This window comes from Nostoc sp. WHI (assembly GCF_015714725.1).
GTDB lineage: Bacteria > Cyanobacteriota > Cyanobacteriia > Cyanobacteriales > Nostocaceae > Nostoc.
Genome location: NZ_WBKM01000055.1, coordinates 50920 through 68010, shown reverse-complemented (window position 1 = coordinate 68010; position 17091 = coordinate 50920). Strand labels below are relative to the sequence as shown.

Here is a 17091-nt window from a genome sequence, read left to right as displayed (position 1 = left end):
TCGCTTTTTCCTTTGCGCCTTTGCGCGGCAGTCGCTACAACGGGGAGGCAGCGCGGTCTTGGGGGTTTCCCCCATGAGTGACTGCCGTGGGAACCCCCGCAACGCGCTGCCTTGCCTTTGCGTGAGACAAAAAATTATTTATGCAAGAGGTCTAATTCCTAGAGCTACTGCTAGATGCTACCGTCTACAAAATGAAACAGAATTTAAAGGGGTTTCTTTAACTATGAAGCGTAGACACAAAGTAGCTTATAGCTTGACATCGCTGATCAGTCTCAACATCATATCTAGCTTAGTTGCACCTGATTGGGCGAACGCCACACCACCAAGAACCCCAGACAAAAGTGTTAATTGCGAAATTTTAGTTGTAGGTGGTGGACTATCCGGCGTCGCCACAGCTTACGAGGGGTTACTAGCAGGACGAACGGTTTGCTTGACCGAAATTACCGACTGGCTGGGAGGACAAATTTCTGCTCAAGGAACATCTGCATTGGATGAACGACCAACCCAGCGCTCTCGCCAATTCTATTCTCGCGGCTATCTGGAATTGCGAAACCGAATTGAGCGCAAATACGGTAAACTTAACCCCGGTAACTGCTGGGTAAGTGATTCCTGCTTTCTTCCCCGCGATGCTCACACCATTTTGGCTCAGATGCTCAAAGATGCCGAAAAGCAGGGGAAAGGGAAGTTGCAATGGTTTCCCAACACAGTAATTAAGGACTTGGAAATTGCTGCTAATGGCAAAATAATTAATAGCGCGATCGCTATTCAACATCAACCACCAAAAGGCGCACCACCTCTTAATACTTTTACTTTATCTCAAAGCATTGAAGATGCCTATCGCTACGAAAACTCATCTCGGTTTACCAAAACTATTCTCCGTTTCATCCCCAAGGAAACTAAAGGCGATACTCCTAAATGGTATGTCGTAGACGCTAGCGAAACCGGGGAAATTATCGCCCTTGCTGATGTCCCTTACCGATTAGGTATTGATGCCCGTTCCTACCTGGAACCTTCTGCTTCCAGCGCCACCAACGATCCTTATTGTCCTCAAGGCTTTACCTACACCTTTGGAATGGAGGCAACCAAGGAACCGCAACCGCAGACAATGCCCCCATTTTATTTACAATACGCGCCATATTTCAGCTATGAATTAACGCGACTGGCTAACTTTGATTTGGTTTTCACCTATCGTCGCATTTGGAGTCCAAACAAAGGAAAACCAGCAAAATTCGGCGGTGTAAATTTTGATGCGGCTGCACCAGGGGATATCTCCATGCAAAACTGGACTTGGGGTAACGACTACCGCCCCGGTACAGCCAAGGATAACCTAATTTACAGTCGCCAACAGTTACAAGGGACTGGGCAGTTAAAGCCAGGGGGCTGGATGGGGGGACTGCGAACAGAAAGCCTCCGCAAGGCTGAGGAAAATGCCCTCTCGTATTATTACTGGTTAGTCGCTGGGACTACAGATTCCCAACTGGGGGAAGGTGTGAAAAAGCAGCAAACCAATAACCGCTTTGTTTCGGGGTTAAAGTCGCCGATGGGGACAGTGCACGGTTTATCGAAATATCCCTATATGCGAGAAGGCCGCCGCATCATTGGCCGCCCCAGTTGGGGACAATCTGGAGGTTTTACTATTTGGGAAATTGACATTTCTCGCCGAAATTACAATGATGAATATTACAGCAAGACTCTGCCAGCAGATATGTATCGGCATCTAAAAGCCGCGCTAGCAGGATTAGAAGCTACATCTGTAATTGCGGGTAAAGTTTCACCAGACAAAGCAATGCGACGGACTCGTTCTACTATCTTCCCCGATGCTGTGGGTATTGGTCACTACGCCATAGATTTCCATCCTTGCATGGTAAATAGTCCCCCAGAAGCTCCTGGTAACATAGAACGTCCAGGCGAAAGGCGTGGTGCTGGCCTTGCTTATCCCTTCCAAATTGCTTTGAGGGCGATGATTCCCCAGAAAATTGACAATTTGCTGGTAGGAGGCAAAAGCATTGGTACTAGTCATATTGCTGCTGCTGCTTATCGAGTCCATTCCTTTGAATGGTCGGCTGGCGCAGCTGCGGGAACTGTTGCTAGTTTTGCGATCAAAAATGCGATCGCACCTTACCAACTAGTCGATGACTTACCCAAACAAGAGCCACAACTAGAAGCACTCAAACGGCTTTTGCAACAAAATGGTAATCCTACCGCTTTCCCAGATACATCTATTTTTAACGAAAACTGGGATAATTGGCGATAGATAGTTATTAGTCATTTGTCCTTTGCCCTTGTAAATGACAAATGACCAATGACAATAGACTAAACTAGTTATCCATAATGTAGTTTTGTAAAATATTATTAACCAATTTTTTATGGTTACGACACTTTCAGCAGATGTTTACGGGATGGCCACAGCACCAACTATAGCTCCTGAACGGTCTAATCAAGTTTCCCCAAAGCTTTATCCGAATTACAAAGTGATTGTATTAAACGATGATTTTAATACATTCCAACATGTGTATGAATGTTTAATGAAATATATTCCAGGGATGAGCGGCGATCGCGCCTGGGATTTGACTAATCAGGTACACTATGAAGGTCAAGCGATCGTCTGGGTCGGCCCCCAAGAACCTGCGGAACTCTATCATCAGCAGCTGCGCCGAGCAGGTTTGACAATGGCACCTCTAGAAGCAGCTTAATCATCATGGGCAAACCCACCGTCGATCCCCTCCGAGCGGCTTCGCAAAAAGCTGGCAGACTGGTTTGGAATCACTCGACCCACCTTTCTGGTCTCATCCCAATTTTAGAACGTCTGTGTCAGCAGGATAAGATCCAAACCGTTACGCCAGGAGTGATTGGGCGATCTAAAGGTCATTGTCCGAAAATGCAACTACGCGTGTCTGTACCGATTCGCGGCGGCTATAAAGTAATTGCCCGGCAGGGGAAGACGGTACAAGAAGTGTTTATTCTCACCACTTTGGCACAGGAAGAACTCGAAACGGCATTAGCGATCGCCATGAAATGTTAATCATGCCCAATGCCCAAATCACTATTCTTCAACGTGGTGTACTGCAAATTTGTGTAGCGGTAGGCTAACAACGCAAGAAAAAGTTAAGAAATATGACAAAGCCGTAGTTATTCTCAAACTCATGAGAACAGATTCCCAGTCGGGTAAAATTATTTTCTCGATCCCAAAGGCTACACAGTAAACCAGCCAATAAGTAAAGCTCATTCTAAACAGAATCCGCTCTGTTTCTTCTACATCATTTGTTTGCTGCTTACCGTCCCACAGTAACACCAGTCCAATAATGCAAGCTACAAAGGAAACAGCAACTACAAATTCGTGGCAAAATATATTTAACGAATGCATTTGTGTTTATCCGCAAATTTTCCAATTAAAATTCAGTCTAAAGGAATATTCCTTGTAGAAATACAAATTATTTACAAACCTCAATAGAGTAATACCGTTTATGTAAACAAATGCAACAAAAATTGTTGTTTTGCAAATCTAGATATTTATAACTAATGAAAATTAAATATTTTTGTTAAGTAGAACATTGGGCATTGAAGGAGGAGGATGATCTAGAACAATCTACTCCTTGTGCAACATAGAAAATTTAGCTGATTAAAGATAATGAGTAACTTTAAATCACCAGGTTTCACTTGCTGGTTAACTGGATTATCGGGTGCAGGGAAGTCTACTATAGCGATAGAAGTAACTAGAGCATTAGAGCAATTATCAGTTCCGTGTGAGTATTTAGATGGTGATGTCATCCGCACCAATCTTTCTAAAGGCTTAAGTTTTTCTCGCGAAGATAGAAATATTAATGTTGCCAGAGTTGGCTATGTTTGCCGACTTTTAAATAAGCATGGCATAAACACCGTTGTGGCTTTAATTTCTCCGTATCAAGATGCCCGTGAACAACTCAAACTTCAAATACCCAATTTTATCGAAGTTTATGTTGATACTCCTTTGGATGTCTGTATAACAAGGGATGTAAAAGGTTTGTATAAAAAAGCTCTAGCTGGAGACATTGCTGAATTTACTGGAATTTCCTCTCCATACGAACCACCTTTAAATCCAGATTTGATTCTCAAAACTCACAAAGAAACTATAAATGAGTGTGTGGAAAAAGTTTTAACTTATCTCCATAATCAGGGGCAAATTCGCTGATTCTCTAGTAGGTAGTGTGCAAAAAGTGAGAGGGAGAAGCAAGCCTCGCTTACCTTTCCCTGTGCTATACAATTATTGAGCTTATTCTCGCCGATCTTGATAATCTTCAGAAGACATCGGATCTAACTCCCAGCGATCGCCGTCACGTTCCTCTAAAATATCATTGGTACGAAGCAACGCGGAATCATCCATTTCTAGCCCTACTGCTGCTCCTAGCTCCTCAGTTACATTTTGATCGGGAGTGGAAGTACTACCACCAACAGCTTCATCTCCAACTGCATCTGCATCTTGCCAATAAGCATCAACATCCCCGCCAGTGAGTTCAGGGCTAGTTTCTGTATACTCACGTCTTTCTTCGCCCATACTTCGCCCGCCAATATTGTATCCCGGCAAGTCTTTCACACCAGTACCGTAGGATTCAGTAATTTCTTGCGGCAAATCATTAGTTTTAATTTCGTCATTATGATTTTTTTGTGCCATGATCCTAGTCATTTTTTGCATTCTTACAATAACCTTTTCCTGTGACCAAGTTGTATTACTAGAGATGTATAGCTTTAGAAATAAAAAAATCTATCCCCTTGGAACGAAGTTAAGCGAGCGATCGCGGCATACAATTGTAAACATGAATTCATGGTCAAGCCAATTGAAGTTGTTAGTTAGGAGTTATCAAATAGAAAGTTAGTCAATATCTAACTTCTCACTCATAACTATTTTTTATTCAGCAAAAATAAAAATAGCTAGTTAAATACTAGAAATAAACAGGTAATAACATTTATGACTGACCATAACAATCATTCTCATCAGAAAAAAGTTGCCATCCTGATTGAACAGGGAGTAGAGGATGCAGAATTTACAGTTCCTTATAATGCACTAAAACAAGCAGGAATGGAAGTAGTAGTTCTTGGTTCCCGGATGGATGAAAAATACAAGGGTAAACAGGGCAAACTTAGCATACAAGCTGATGGTACTACCACAGAAGCGATCGCATCTGAATTCGATGCGGTAGTGATTCCTGGCGGTATGGCTCCCGACAAAATGCGACAAAACCCCAACACAGTACGCTTTGTACAAGAAGTTATACAACAAGGAAAATTGGTAGCTGCGGTTTGCCACGGCCCACAACTTTTGATTGAAGGCGACTTGCTTAAAGGTAAACAAGTTACTGGTTTTAATGCTATTGCCAAGGACATCATTAATGCGGGTGGAAATTATTTAGATGAGCCATTGGTCGTTGACGGGAATTTGATTACATCCCGTGAACCTGGAGACTTACCAATTTTCACCACAGCGATATTAAGCCGTTTGGGTTATGGTGGCAAAGATGCTGCATTGCCAAATGAAAAAGACACAAGTGCGGAATGGTGGAAACTAGCTGATGCTTGGGGTGGCTCAACTAAAGGTGATATTACCAAAGGTTTAAATACTGCCCTTGCTGGTGAACGTTATTCGCTCGAAGCGTTACAAAAGTACTTTGAAAAAGAGTCAGATAGTGAAATAAAATCACTTTTTCAAGAGATCATCGGTAATAAACAGCGCCACATTGAAAAGCTAGAAACTTATCTTCATAAGCTCGGCGAAAAACCCTCTTTAGGGGCAAACATCGCTAATCAATATGCCAAGGTAAAAGCTGCCTTAACCGGAAGTGATGATATATATCAGTTGCGTTCCGCTTTAGGTGATGTACAAACGGGTCTTGGTGATATTGGTAATTTGTGTGCAATGTTAACTGACCCAGTAGCAACAGCTATTTTCAAAGAAATTTATAAAGATTTATTGAAATCCGAACAACGATTAGGAGAGCTATATCGGGTACGGATAGTACAAGCTGCCAAGCCGACTACGGGGGCTGCTGTATCAATGTAATAAACCGCAGAGGCGGAAATACTTTCTCTGCATTCCTTGCGCCTCTGTACTTATTTTACTGTAATGGAGAGATAAAAAAGTGACTTCAACACCAGGGGATAAATTGGCTCCTACTCAGAGTGAAGCCAGTGAAGTTGAGCGTTGGGCATCTCTCATCGGTGGGGGTGCTATGGTGCTGATGGGTTTAAAGCAAGGTTCTTTGCGGGGAGCGCTGACGGCTTTAGCTGGTGGCGGTTTGATATATCAAAGTGCAACGAAACAAAGCACAATTCAGCAAGCGCAGGAAGCAATAGGTATAAACCAACCTATCAAAGTTGAGAAGACGGTAACGATTAATAAATCGGCAGATGAACTGTACCGCTTTTGGCACAACTTTGAAAATTTGCCCACATTTATGAAACATCTCAAATCTGTGAGGGTGTCTAACGAAAAACGTTCTCATTGGATAGCTAATGCACCCTTGGGTAACAGCGTGGAATGGGATGCAGATATTCTGGAAGACCGGGAAAATGAGTTTATTTCGTGGGCTTCTGTAGAAGGTGCAGATATTGATAATTCTGGTTTTGTCCGCTTCCAAAAAGCACCAGGCGATCGCGGCACGGAAGTCAAGGTTGTCCTAGAATATAATCCGCCAGGGGGAGCGTTAGGATCTATCGTAGCTAAACTTTTTGGGGAAGAACCAGAACAGCAAATTGGTGATGAATTGCACCGCTTCAAGATGCTAATGGAAACAGGTGAAATTGCCACCACTGAAGGTCAACCTTCTGGACGCAAGTAGTTATTTGTTCCCATTCGCGCAGCGTCTCCTTTAAGAAAAGTTCTGATGCCTCCGCTCAGACTTGTCTGTTTGTTCTTTGCTAAAGCGAATGACTGATAACTAATAACGATGAAAGCAGTCTAGTAGAACGTTGCTATTGATAGCTTTACTGAACGCCTAGAAATGGCGAAAAAGTTTGCCAAAGCAGAAGTAATTAACTTCTTAATAGTTAATCCTGGCAAAGCGTTGAAACAGATGATTGGTGGTCGTAGCCTTGATGTTTGCACTCCACGACTACCGCATTTTTCAACAACAAAAGGACAACTGCATCAAAGTTGTTCTTAAACCCTGAATGGTGAGAAAGAAGGGTGTAGGGTGTCGGGTGTCGGGTGTAGGAATACGGCATTGGACGAGGCTTCTAACCTCGCCCAATGCAAGCGCTTTGAAAAAGGCGGGGCTTCTGACCCGATGGTTGTTGGGGCTATTTCTTCCCCTGCACCCTGCACCCCAAACCTGCAACCCGCCCCAACGGGGCTTGGTGAATAGTCATTCAGTATTTTGAATTGTACACCCAACATAATGCAATTGAGGTTTTTTATGAATCGAGTAATTTCATCGCTGCGGAATCTTCGTATTTCCCAAATCCTTGTAGTTTTTCTAGTAGGATTTATGTTTCTATTAGGTCAGGCTTTCAGCTACGTTAATGTAGCACAAGCAGATACCGTTAAAACTCCAGAGGGTACTTATTACAAAGGAACACCAGACGAAGGTGAAATAAGAAATGATACCCAAATGAAAAATGCCCAAAATAAATTAAAAAGCGTTGCTGATAATATCCGTGAAAAGCTAAACTTGGATGAAAAAACTCCTCAAGCTACAAAAGAGTTTTTTGATCCTGCAACAAAAACAGCCGCAGACAAAGCTCGGTCATTTGATGGAGATAAATAGGGTTATTACCAAAATCCTCCTAACAAATAACTGAGATACAGAACCTAGTTAGCAACTTATGAGTCCAAAGTTTTGACTTATAAGTTGTTAAACAAGACTTGAACAGTTACAGAGACGCGATAATTATCGCGTCTCAAAATCAGGATACAGCACTTCCGTAGCAATTCGATTTTTCCTTCCCTAACTGTAGCCCAAAGCGTTTTTAGCATATCTGTTTTTTGAACAGTCATGTTTTGATTTTACGCTTATATACCTAAAAGAGCGATCGCCTTGTAGAAAACCTCAAAAACAAAGCGATCGCTTCTTGTGGAAAAGTGAGCGATCGCCTTGTAGAAAACTTCAAAAACAAAGCGATCGCTTCTTGTGGAAGAGTGAGCGATCGCCTTGTAGAAAACTTCAAAAACAAAGCGATCGCTTCTTGTGGAAGAGTGAGCGATCGCACCTCATAAGCCACAGCTAAAGCAATATTTTGCAATGAAAAATGCTAATGACTTTGACAAAGAGTTAAGCCTTAATCTAATGTACTTGATTATACCAATAATAGTAGGTGGCGATCGCACCATTAAGGCAGTAATGAACTACTCCTTCTCTGGCTAGAAAAGTTTTTTACTCATATAACATAGGTACGAAATATTTATAAATGCTCTGTTTTTAAGAGTTTTGAATAATGCCCCGGATTTTTGACAACATTGACTTACAACTGTTACCGATTTTGCGAGACACTCTCAAAGTCTCTTATCGGGCAGATTTTTGTGTTGGCTACTTTAACCTCAGAGGTTGGCGAAGAATTGATGATTTGATTGAACAGTATGTTGGTAGTGAAAAGGCTTGTTGCCGTTTGTTAATCGGGATGCAAAGCTTACCCAGTGATGAAGTTCATGCGGCATTTACCCTTAGTCGTGGTAATGAAGGAATTGATAACAGTACCATTGTGCGGTTGAAAAAACGCATGGCTTCGGAATTTCGTAAGCAGTTGGCTATCGGTGCGCCGACTAATGAGGATGAAGCGGGGTTGCGGCGGTTAAGTCATCAGCTAAAAACTCAGAAACTAATTATTAAACTGTCTGTGGGTTATCCCCTTCACGCTAAGTTATATCTTGTGCATCGCAATGATCCCAATACTCCAACTGTGGGATTCTTGGGTAGTAGTAATTTAACCCTTCCCGGATTGGTGAAACAAGGGGAGTTAAATGTTGATATTTTAGACCACGATGCTTGCAATAAACTGCAAAAGTGGTTTAGCGATCGCTGGCAAGATTACGGTTGTGTAGATATATCTCAAGAACTGGCAGAGATTATTGATCGAAGTTGGGCGAGAAATGAGTTAATCTCACCTTACTACATCTACCTGAAGATAGCTTACCACTTATCTCATGAAGCGATCGCTGGACTTTCAGAATTTCGTATCCCCCGCGAATTTAACAATTTATTTGAGTTCCAAAAAGCTGCCGTGCAGCTAGCAGCGCGTCATGTAACTAGGCGTGGTGGCGTATTAGTGGGCGATGTCGTTGGTTTGGGTAAAACTTTAGTTGGAACCGCCCTAGCTAAGATATTACAAGAAGATTGTTATTTAGAAACACTGATTATTTGCCCGAAAAACCTAGTTTCAATGTGGCAAGAATATGTAAATAACTATCGGTTACTGGCCGAAGTTATGTCAATTAGTCAAGTACAAAATAAGCTACCAAAACTCCGCCGTTACCGAGTTGTGTTAATTGATGAAAGTCACAACTTACGTAACCGCGAAGGTAAACGTTATCGAGCCATTACCGAATATATTGCAGCTAACGAAAGCAAATGTATTTTATTATCTGCTACTCCTTACAATAAAAGTTATCTTGACCTTTCAGCCCAACTCCGGCTATTTGTTCCAGAACATGAAGATTTAGGGTTAAGACCAGAAGCTTTAATTAATGAACTTGGTGGCAGTTCTATCGGAGAATTAGAGTTTATTAGAAAGCATCAATGTTCTGTATGTTCTTTAGCTGCCTTTGAAAAAAGTGAACATCCTGATGACTGGCGAGAATTGATGAAACGCTACATGGTGCGACGGACTCGCTCTTTTATTAAAGATAATTATGCCCACACAGATGAAACAGGGCGTAAATATTTAGAATTTGCTGATGGCAGACATTCTTATTTTCCTCAGCGCCTACCTCGGAATCTTAAGTTTTCTTTAGAAGGTTCTAACACTGACTTTTATTCTCATCTTTACTCGGAGTTAGTAGTAGAAGTAATTAATCAGCTTAATTTACCTCGTTATGGGCTAGGAAATTACGTTATTGCTAAACCTAACCAGCCGCCTACAGACACCGAACAACGTTTGATTAATAGCTTATTTCGTGGCGGTAGGAGGTTAATGGGTTTTTCGCGTACTAATTTGTTTAAACGTCTAGAAAGTAGTGGCGTTATTTTTATCCAATCAATTGAACGCCATATTTTACGGAACTTCATTTATTTATATGCCTTAGAGCAAGGGTTTGATATTCCCATTGGAACTCAGGATGCTGAGTTATTAGATACAAGCAATAATGATGAAGATGCCGATTCTGTGGTAGCAGCTTTGTTTGATACGGAAATAGAGGAAGATGACTCTATTAATTTGCTGCAAGTAGAGACAGATGAAACTTCTTTTTCTAACGACGATGACAAAGAATGTAAAACAGAAAAACTTTTTCGTCAAAGAGCAGAGTCAATTTATCAAGAATACACAACCCGATATCAACGACGATTTAAGTGGCTGCCTTCTACACTTTTTGACATTAAAAAACTGAAACGGGATTTGTTAGCAGATGCCAGAGCACTGATTAATGTGCTGCAACAGTGTGGCGAGTGGAATCCTCAAACAGATGAAAAACTTTCTGCTTTAATCAAACTGCTAACAAAAACTCACCCCAAAGATAAAGTACTAATTTTCACCCAGTTTGCTGATACAGTTCGTTACCTTGCAGACAATTTGCAGTCAAGTCATATTACAAATGTGGCTGGGGTAACAGGTCAATCTAAAGACCCGACGGTAATGACGGGAAGATTTAGCCCTGTGAGTAATGGCAAACGGGAGCAAATTTCATCATCAGATGAGTTGCGGATTTTAATAGCTACCGATGTTTTGAGTGAAGGTCATAATTTGCAAGACTGTGCAATTATCGTTAATTGGGATTTACCTTGGGCAATTATTCGTTTAATTCAACGTGCAGGAAGAGTAGACCGCATTGGCCAAAATTCTGACCAAATTCTTTGTTATTCTTTTTTACCAGCCGAGGGAGTAGAACGGATTATTAATTTGCGGGGACGACTCCGCAAACGGCTGCAAGAAAATGCTGAAGTGGTGGGAACTGATGAAGCTTTTTTTGAAGATGATGATGCACGGGTAATTCTTGACCTCTACAACGAGAAATCTGGAGTTTTAGATGGGGAAGAAGATACAGAAGTTGATTTGACTTCTGAAGCATTTCAAATTTGGAAGAAAGCCACCGATGGTAATCCGGGTTTGAAAAAAACCATTGAAGAAATGCAAAATGTAGTTTATTCTACCCGCGCCCATACTCCGCAACTCGTGCAACCTGAGGGGGTATTGCTTTATATGAAAACCACTGAGGGAAATGATTCTTTGATTTATGTTGACCGCAATGGAAATAGCGTTACTCAATCACAATTAGCAGTTCTGCGAGTGGCGGCGTGTGAAGAATCTACCCCAGCCATACCCAGAGATAAACAGCATCACGAGTTAGTGAAAAAGGGTGCTGAATTAATTGCTGAAGAAGAGAAAAGTGCAGGTGGTCAACTAGGACGACCATCAGGGGCAAGGTTTCGCAGCTATGAACGACTTAAGGGTTATGTTCAAGATATGAAGGGAACACTATTTGTCAGTGAAGAACTTTTAAAAGCAATTGATGAGATTTACCGTTATCCTTTGCGACAGTCAGCAATTGATACTCTCAACCGTCAACTAAGAAGCGGCATTAATAATCAGCAGTTAGCTGAGTTAGTGGTGTCGTTACGGATAGATGACCGCTTGTGTATTGTGACTGAGGAAATGGAGAAGCGAGAACCTGAAATTATTTGCTCTTTGGGATTATTTGAGGAGTAGGGACTTAAACCAATACTGCGTAGGTTTTGCTGTGTGGGTTGGGTTGAGGAACGAAACCCAACATTTTACAAGGTTTGTTGGGTAATACCAATTCACGAAAATCTTGATACATAGTTCCCAGTCGGAGACTGGGAATGCCTATTTTGAGGCTCCGCCTCCTTAACTCGCGGCAGAGCCGCAATGAGGAGCATTTCCAGCCAGAGTCTGGAAACGAGGTTTTAAAGGAGTTTTACCTCGTTCCCAGTCTCCGACTGGGAATGCCTATTTTGAGGCTCCGCCTCCCTAACTCGCGGCAGAGCCGCAATGAGGAGCATTTCCAGCCAGAGTCTGGAAACGAGGTTTTAAAGGAGTTTTGGCTTAAATTTTGTAGTTTGATTTATTTTCACTGACTTATTTATTAAGAATAAGTCAGTCATAAGCCATTTGGAGTAAGTCAAAGCTTATTTTGCTTGCGGAAAACACCGAAATGAGAAAGCAAACTGGGGTTTGAATAAGTCAAAGCTTATTTTGCTTAAGTCAAAGCTTATTTGACTTGCGGGAAACACCGAAATGAGAAAGCAAACTGGGGTTTGAATAAGTCAAAGCTTATTTTGCTTGCGGAATACACCAAAATGAGAAAGCAAACTGGGGTTTGAATAAATCAAATGCCATTTGGAGTAAATAATCAGGTATTTTGAGAAAGTAATTAAGTATTTTGATAAAGCAATTAGGCATTTTGATAAAGTAATCAGCAAATATACGTGAAGATTAAAAAATTGTGGCTGCACAAATAAAGTCGGCGCTCAAATAACTTAATAACTTTCGGTAATATTGCTCAACCGTAATGAAAGATAAAGGATTTATAAAGATATAAAGAGCATGGTTAAAAATTGAACTCGTATAAATAGGGTTTCTTAAAGTCCGCGCTGGCGGATTTTATTTTTAGAGCCACTGATTTGTTTTCTCAGTGGCTAGTTTACCATGCTTGGTTTTTTCCAAGCTATTTAGGGTAAATTATGTCACTGAATTTTCAACAAACACGCGATTTACTTGCTAACTTTCAATTTAATGAGTTGTTTATAAAAGAATTAGGTTGGTTGCAACCTTCAAGACAAAAACCTGTAACCTTAAAGATTGAAAACAACACGTATCAATACCATAAAATTGCTGAACTATCAGGGGTTGCAATCTTTGAAATCACCGCAACAGATGGAAAAATACCAGAAGCTAAAGTTAGAGTTGCCATTCATCAAGAAATTACTAAATTAATAGCCGAAAATCTTCTAATTTTTATTACTGAAGAACGCACTCGTAGTCTTTGGTATTGGGTAAAAAGAGAAGGAAGTAAAACCTCTCCTCGTGACCATTTATATGTGAAGGGTCAACCAGGAGACTTATTTTTAAGCAAGCTTGGTTCTTTAGTTATTGATATTACTGAATTGGAACATGGGGAACCGACTGTTGTAGAAATTGCTTATAAATTACAACACGGTTTTGATGTTGAGCCAGTAACTAAGAAGTTTTACAAGGAGTTTCAAGAGCAACACCAGAAGTTTTTGCAGTTTGTGAAAGGAATTGATAATAATGAGACAGATAGACGTTGGTATACATCGGTAATTCTGAATCGCCTGATGTTTGTTTATTTTCTCCAACGTAAGGGTTTTATTGATAATAAGGATTTAAATTATCTGCAAAATAAGCTGGAGCAAAGTAAGCAAAAATCTGAGAATCATTTTTATGATGAATTTCTCAAGGCTTTGTTTTTTGAAAGTTTTGCTAAACCTGAGTTTGAACGCGATTTATCTGTACAAGAATTGGTAGGAAAGGTTAAATACCTAAATGGTGGACTATTTCTCAAACATCATATTGAAGATAAATATGATATTTCTATAGTTGATGAGGCGTTTGAGCAAGTTCTAGATTTATTTGGGCGTTATTCTTGGAATCTTGATGATACGCCGGAAGGAAAAGACGATGAGATAAATCCTGATGTTTTAGGATATATTTTCGAGAAATATATTAATCAAAAGGCTTTTGGAGCCTATTATACTAGACCACAAATTACAGAATATCTTTGTGATAGAACTATCCACAAGTTAATCGTAGACCGCATAAATGATGCGCTATCTGATCAGTATAAGCCATTTGAAGATATCAACGAACTTCTGATTAAGTTGGATGTAAAGGTTTGTCGTCTACTAATGGATGATATTCTTCCTAATTTATCTATTCTTGACCCAGCTTGCGGTTCTGGTGCTTTTCTTGTGGCGGCGATGAAAACGCTAATCCAAGTTTATAGTGCGGTTTTCGGGACAATTAAATTGATTGCTGATGATACTCTCAAAAAGAAACTTGAAGAGATAGAAAATTTTCATCCATCACTACCTTATTTTATCAAAAAGCGGATTGTTTCTGATAACCTCTATGGTATAGATATCATGGAGGAAGCAACGGAAATTGCTAAATTGCGTCTTTTTTTAGCCTTAGTTTCTTCTGCTAATGATGTGGAAGAGTTAGAGCCTTTGCCTAATATTGATTTTAATATTATGGCGGGTAATTCGTTAATTGGTTTAATTAAAGTAGATGATACTGCTTTTGATGCTGTGGGAAATTCTCTACAAGGAAATCTATTACAGCCTTTAGCCGCAGATAATTATAAGAAGATTTTAGAAGATAAGAATAAATCTGTTGAGTTGTACAAAGAACACGCTTTTATTCCTGGAGAAGAACAACTTCCTGGCGAAATAGAGGGAACCGAACAAAAATCCCGGTTGCAGATGTTACGCACTGACATTGACAAACTCAACAAACAATCGCAAGAAAAGTTAAATGTTTTGCTATTGGATGAGTTTAGTAAGCGTTTAGGTATCAAGTATGAAGAGGTTCAGTTAACTGGAAAATCACAAAAGCGTGTTTTGAAGGTTGAGGATATTGCAGCTTTGAAGCCGTTTCACTGGGGTTATCATTTTGACAAGGTTTTAGAACGCGGCGGTTTTGATGCAATTATCACTAATCCACCTTGGGAAATATTTAAGCCTCAAGCTAAAGAGTTCTTTGCACAGCATAATGATTTGGTGACGAAGAATAAGATGGATATTAAGGATTTTGAGAAAGAACAGGATAAACTTTTACAAAATCCCATAATTGCTAGTACTTGGTTAGAATATCAAAGTCAATATCCTTATGTCAGCGCTTATTATCGTTCATCTGAACAGTATAAAAATCAGATTTCTGTAGTAAATGGGAAAAAAGCTGGTACGGATATTAATCTCTATAAGCTGTTTACTGAACAATGTTTTAATCTTTTGCGTTTAGGCGGTGAGTGTGGAATTGTAATTCCTAGCGGGATTTACACTGACTTGGGGACTAAGCAATTGCGGGAGATGTTGTTTAGTCAAACTAAAGTTACTGGTTTATTCTGCTTTGAGAACCGGAAGACAATTTTTGAAGAGGTTCATCGCAGTTTTAAGTTTGTTGTCCTTACTTTTGTTAAAGGTAGTACAACAACAGATTTTCCATCTGCATTTATGCGTCATGATGTGCAGGAACTTCAAAGGTTTCCTAGTGATGATAGCTTGCAGATTAATATTGATATGGTTCGTCAACTATCGCCTGATTCGCTATCTGTGATGGAGTTTAAGAATGAGGTAGATATTCGCATAGCTGAGAAAATGGGTAAGTTTCCCTTGCTGGGTGAAAAGATTGAAGATAAGTGGAATCTAGTCCTTAGTAACGAATTTCACATGACTAATGATAGTCATTTATTCTACCAAGAGTACAAACCAGGAAGGCTACCACTTTTTACAGGAAAGTTGTTTAACCAATTTGAGCAAACAGGAGAAAAACCTATTTATTGGATTAATGAAAATGAAGGTAGAAAAGCTCTTATTGGTCGTACTGAAGATAAAAGACAGTTAATGAACTATCAAGGATATCGTTGGGTGCATCGGCGCATTGCTCGCAACACTGATTCACGGACATTAATTTGTTATATAACGCCGAAAAATGTGTTTACTGAGGTTAACAGTACTACACTTAAAGTTATTGAAACTGGAATTACTAATCAACAAATGTTGTTTCTTTGTGCTATTACCAATAGCTTTACGCTTGATTGGATGATACGCCAAAAGGTAACTACAACCCTTAATATGTTTTACATTTACCAACTACCCGTTCCACGTTTAACAAAAAACGATCGCTACTTCAACGATATTGTACAACGCGCCGCCAAACTCATCTGCACCACACCAGAATTTGACGAACTCGCGCAAGAAGTCGGTTTAGTTTCCCATCAACAAGGCGTTACCGATGAAACAGAACGCGCTAAGTTACGCGCTGAACTCGATGGAATGGTAGCACACCTTTACGGGTTAACTGAAGATGAATTTAGCTACATCCTCACTACTTTTCCGATTGTTAGTGCAACGGTTAAAGAAGCAGCATTGTCAGCTTACCGTAACTTTGCCCCAATGTTTGGAAACTCTAAAATATTAGCATCTATCTAATAGCGGAAGAAAACCTCACCCTGGTTATGCTGTGCAAAACCTGTCCCTCTCCTTAGTAAGGAGAGGGATGTTTGTTAGGACGGGGTACGGTTTTATGTTAGGTTAAGATGAATTGCTGGTATAAATGCAAGAATGTGTTTATATAAGGTCTAATTAATTACTATATAAATTCAGCAGTATTTACTTAGTTATAATTTTATAACCGTGCAAATTCATTCTCATTCAGATTTTAACCAAAGCAGCGATGCCTACGGCGGGCTACGCCGCGAACAGGGGTTGCAAAAAGTGCTTGATCGCCTTGTCAAAACAATGGAGCGCGATGAGTTAGTCCGGCAAACAACGAATCAACTCAGAGAATCGCTTCAGGTTAATCGGGTGGTGTTGTATTATTTTTATGGACAGTGGCAAGGACAGGTGACTTTTGAATCTTTAAGTTCTAAAGAATTCTCAATCCTTGGTTCCACTGGCCCAGATGATTGTTTTAATGATGAGTATGCTGCTTTATACTTAGCAGGACGGGTAAAGGCGATCGCTGATATTCAATTAGAGCCAATCCAGCCTTGTCACCGAGATTTCCTCAGCAATATGCAGGTTCGGGCTAACTTGGTTGTACCAATCTTAATACCTAGAGGATTATGGGGATTGCTAGCGGCACATCACTGTCAAGGAACTCATTATTGGTCGCCATCAGATATACAAATGATGCAAACGGGGGCGCAAACTCTTGCAACAGCCCCTTACATACTAGAAAGTTAAAATAATTCGTAATTCGTAATTTGTA

16 protein-coding genes are annotated in these 17091 nt (G+C 40.4%); 13 read left to right on the top strand and 3 right to left on the bottom strand.

Going from position 1 to position 17091, the window contains the following annotated elements; genetic code table 11:
• Positions 1-223 precede the first annotated feature (223 nt).
• The 3 genes from F8S12_RS05825 (at position 224) to F8S12_RS05815 (ending at position 3022) form a co-directional block, all read left to right on the top strand.
• Entirely contained in the window at positions 224-2254 is a 2031-nt protein-coding gene (locus F8S12_RS05825) for an FAD-dependent oxidoreductase (RefSeq protein WP_196515393.1), read from the top strand.
• 112 nt (positions 2255-2366) lie between these two features.
• Positions 2367-2693, top strand: coding sequence for an ATP-dependent Clp protease adapter ClpS (gene clpS, locus F8S12_RS05820; RefSeq protein WP_196515392.1), 327 nt, complete (start codon positions 2367-2369; stop codon positions 2691-2693).
• A gap of 5 nt (positions 2694-2698) precedes the next feature.
• Positions 2699-3022 carry a DUF2103 domain-containing protein gene (locus tag F8S12_RS05815; protein WP_196515391.1) on the top strand — a complete coding sequence of 108 codons (324 nt, stop codon included), beginning with the start codon at positions 2699-2701 and terminating at the stop codon, positions 3020-3022.
• A 21-nt stretch (positions 3023-3043) separates the two neighbouring features.
• Here the strand turns inward: F8S12_RS05815 and F8S12_RS05810 are convergent, their stop codons facing one another.
• The gene (locus tag F8S12_RS05810) at positions 3044-3364 is read right to left on the bottom strand and encodes a hypothetical protein (RefSeq protein WP_196515390.1); all 321 of its coding nucleotides are present in this window, start codon (positions 3362-3364) and stop codon (positions 3044-3046) included.
• 264 nt (positions 3365-3628) lie between these two features.
• Between F8S12_RS05810 and cysC the strand changes: the two genes are divergently transcribed.
• Complete coding sequence (gene cysC / locus F8S12_RS05805; RefSeq protein ID WP_196515389.1) at positions 3629-4168, top strand: adenylyl-sulfate kinase; 540 nt, start codon at positions 3629-3631, stop codon at positions 4166-4168.
• 81 nt (positions 4169-4249) lie between these two features.
• Here cysC and F8S12_RS05800 read toward each other — a convergent pair whose 3' ends face one another.
• The gene (locus F8S12_RS05800; protein WP_196515388.1) at positions 4250-4648 is read right to left on the bottom strand and encodes a DUF6335 family protein; all 399 of its coding nucleotides are present in this window, start codon (positions 4646-4648) and stop codon (positions 4250-4252) included.
• A 294-nt stretch (positions 4649-4942) separates the two neighbouring features.
• Here F8S12_RS05800 and F8S12_RS05795 point away from each other — a divergent pair, with 294 nt between their 5' ends.
• From F8S12_RS05795 to F8S12_RS05775, 5 genes are all read left to right on the top strand, one after another.
• Positions 4943-6031: a DJ-1/PfpI/YhbO family deglycase/protease gene (locus F8S12_RS05795; RefSeq protein ID WP_196515387.1), complete on the top strand. Its 1089-nt coding sequence runs from the start codon at positions 4943-4945 to the stop codon at positions 6029-6031.
• A 79-nt stretch (positions 6032-6110) separates the two neighbouring features.
• Complete coding sequence (locus F8S12_RS05790; protein WP_196515386.1) at positions 6111-6809, top strand: SRPBCC family protein; 699 nt, start codon at positions 6111-6113, stop codon at positions 6807-6809.
• 162 nt (positions 6810-6971) lie between these two features.
• Complete coding sequence (locus tag F8S12_RS40345; RefSeq protein ID WP_230967822.1) at positions 6972-7133, top strand: hypothetical protein; 162 nt, start codon at positions 6972-6974, stop codon at positions 7131-7133.
• 60 nt (positions 7134-7193) lie between these two features.
• On the top strand, positions 7194-7334 hold the full coding sequence (locus tag F8S12_RS05780; RefSeq protein WP_196515385.1) for a hypothetical protein: 141 nt from the start codon (positions 7194-7196) through the stop codon (positions 7332-7334).
• Positions 7335-7385: 51 nt separating this feature from the next.
• Entirely contained in the window at positions 7386-7736 is a 351-nt protein-coding gene (locus F8S12_RS05775; RefSeq protein ID WP_196515384.1) for a hypothetical protein, read from the top strand.
• 253 nt (positions 7737-7989) lie between these two features.
• On the opposite strand, the gene F8S12_RS05770 is transcribed toward F8S12_RS05775, so the two are convergent.
• Complete coding sequence (locus tag F8S12_RS05770) at positions 7990-8211, bottom strand: hypothetical protein (RefSeq protein ID WP_196515383.1); 222 nt, start codon at positions 8209-8211, stop codon at positions 7990-7992.
• Here F8S12_RS05770 and F8S12_RS41545 point away from each other — a divergent pair.
• The 4 genes from F8S12_RS41545 (at position 8211) to F8S12_RS05755 (ending at position 17066) form a co-directional block, all read left to right on the top strand.
• Complete coding sequence (locus tag F8S12_RS41545; protein WP_269144773.1) at positions 8211-8333, top strand: hypothetical protein; 123 nt, start codon at positions 8211-8213, stop codon at positions 8331-8333. The genes F8S12_RS05770 and F8S12_RS41545 overlap by 1 nt on opposite strands.
• A gap of 70 nt (positions 8334-8403) precedes the next feature.
• Positions 8404-11826 (top strand): helicase-related protein, encoded by a 3423-nt coding sequence (locus F8S12_RS05765; protein ID WP_196515382.1) that lies wholly within the window; start codon positions 8404-8406, stop codon positions 11824-11826.
• A 995-nt stretch (positions 11827-12821) separates the two neighbouring features.
• On the top strand, positions 12822-16310 hold the full coding sequence (locus F8S12_RS05760; RefSeq protein WP_196515381.1) for an Eco57I restriction-modification methylase domain-containing protein: 3489 nt from the start codon (positions 12822-12824) through the stop codon (positions 16308-16310).
• Positions 16311-16514: 204 nt separating this feature from the next.
• On the top strand, positions 16515-17066 hold the full coding sequence (locus tag F8S12_RS05755) for a GAF domain-containing protein (protein ID WP_196515380.1): 552 nt from the start codon (positions 16515-16517) through the stop codon (positions 17064-17066).
• Positions 17067-17091: the final 25 nt, after the last annotated feature.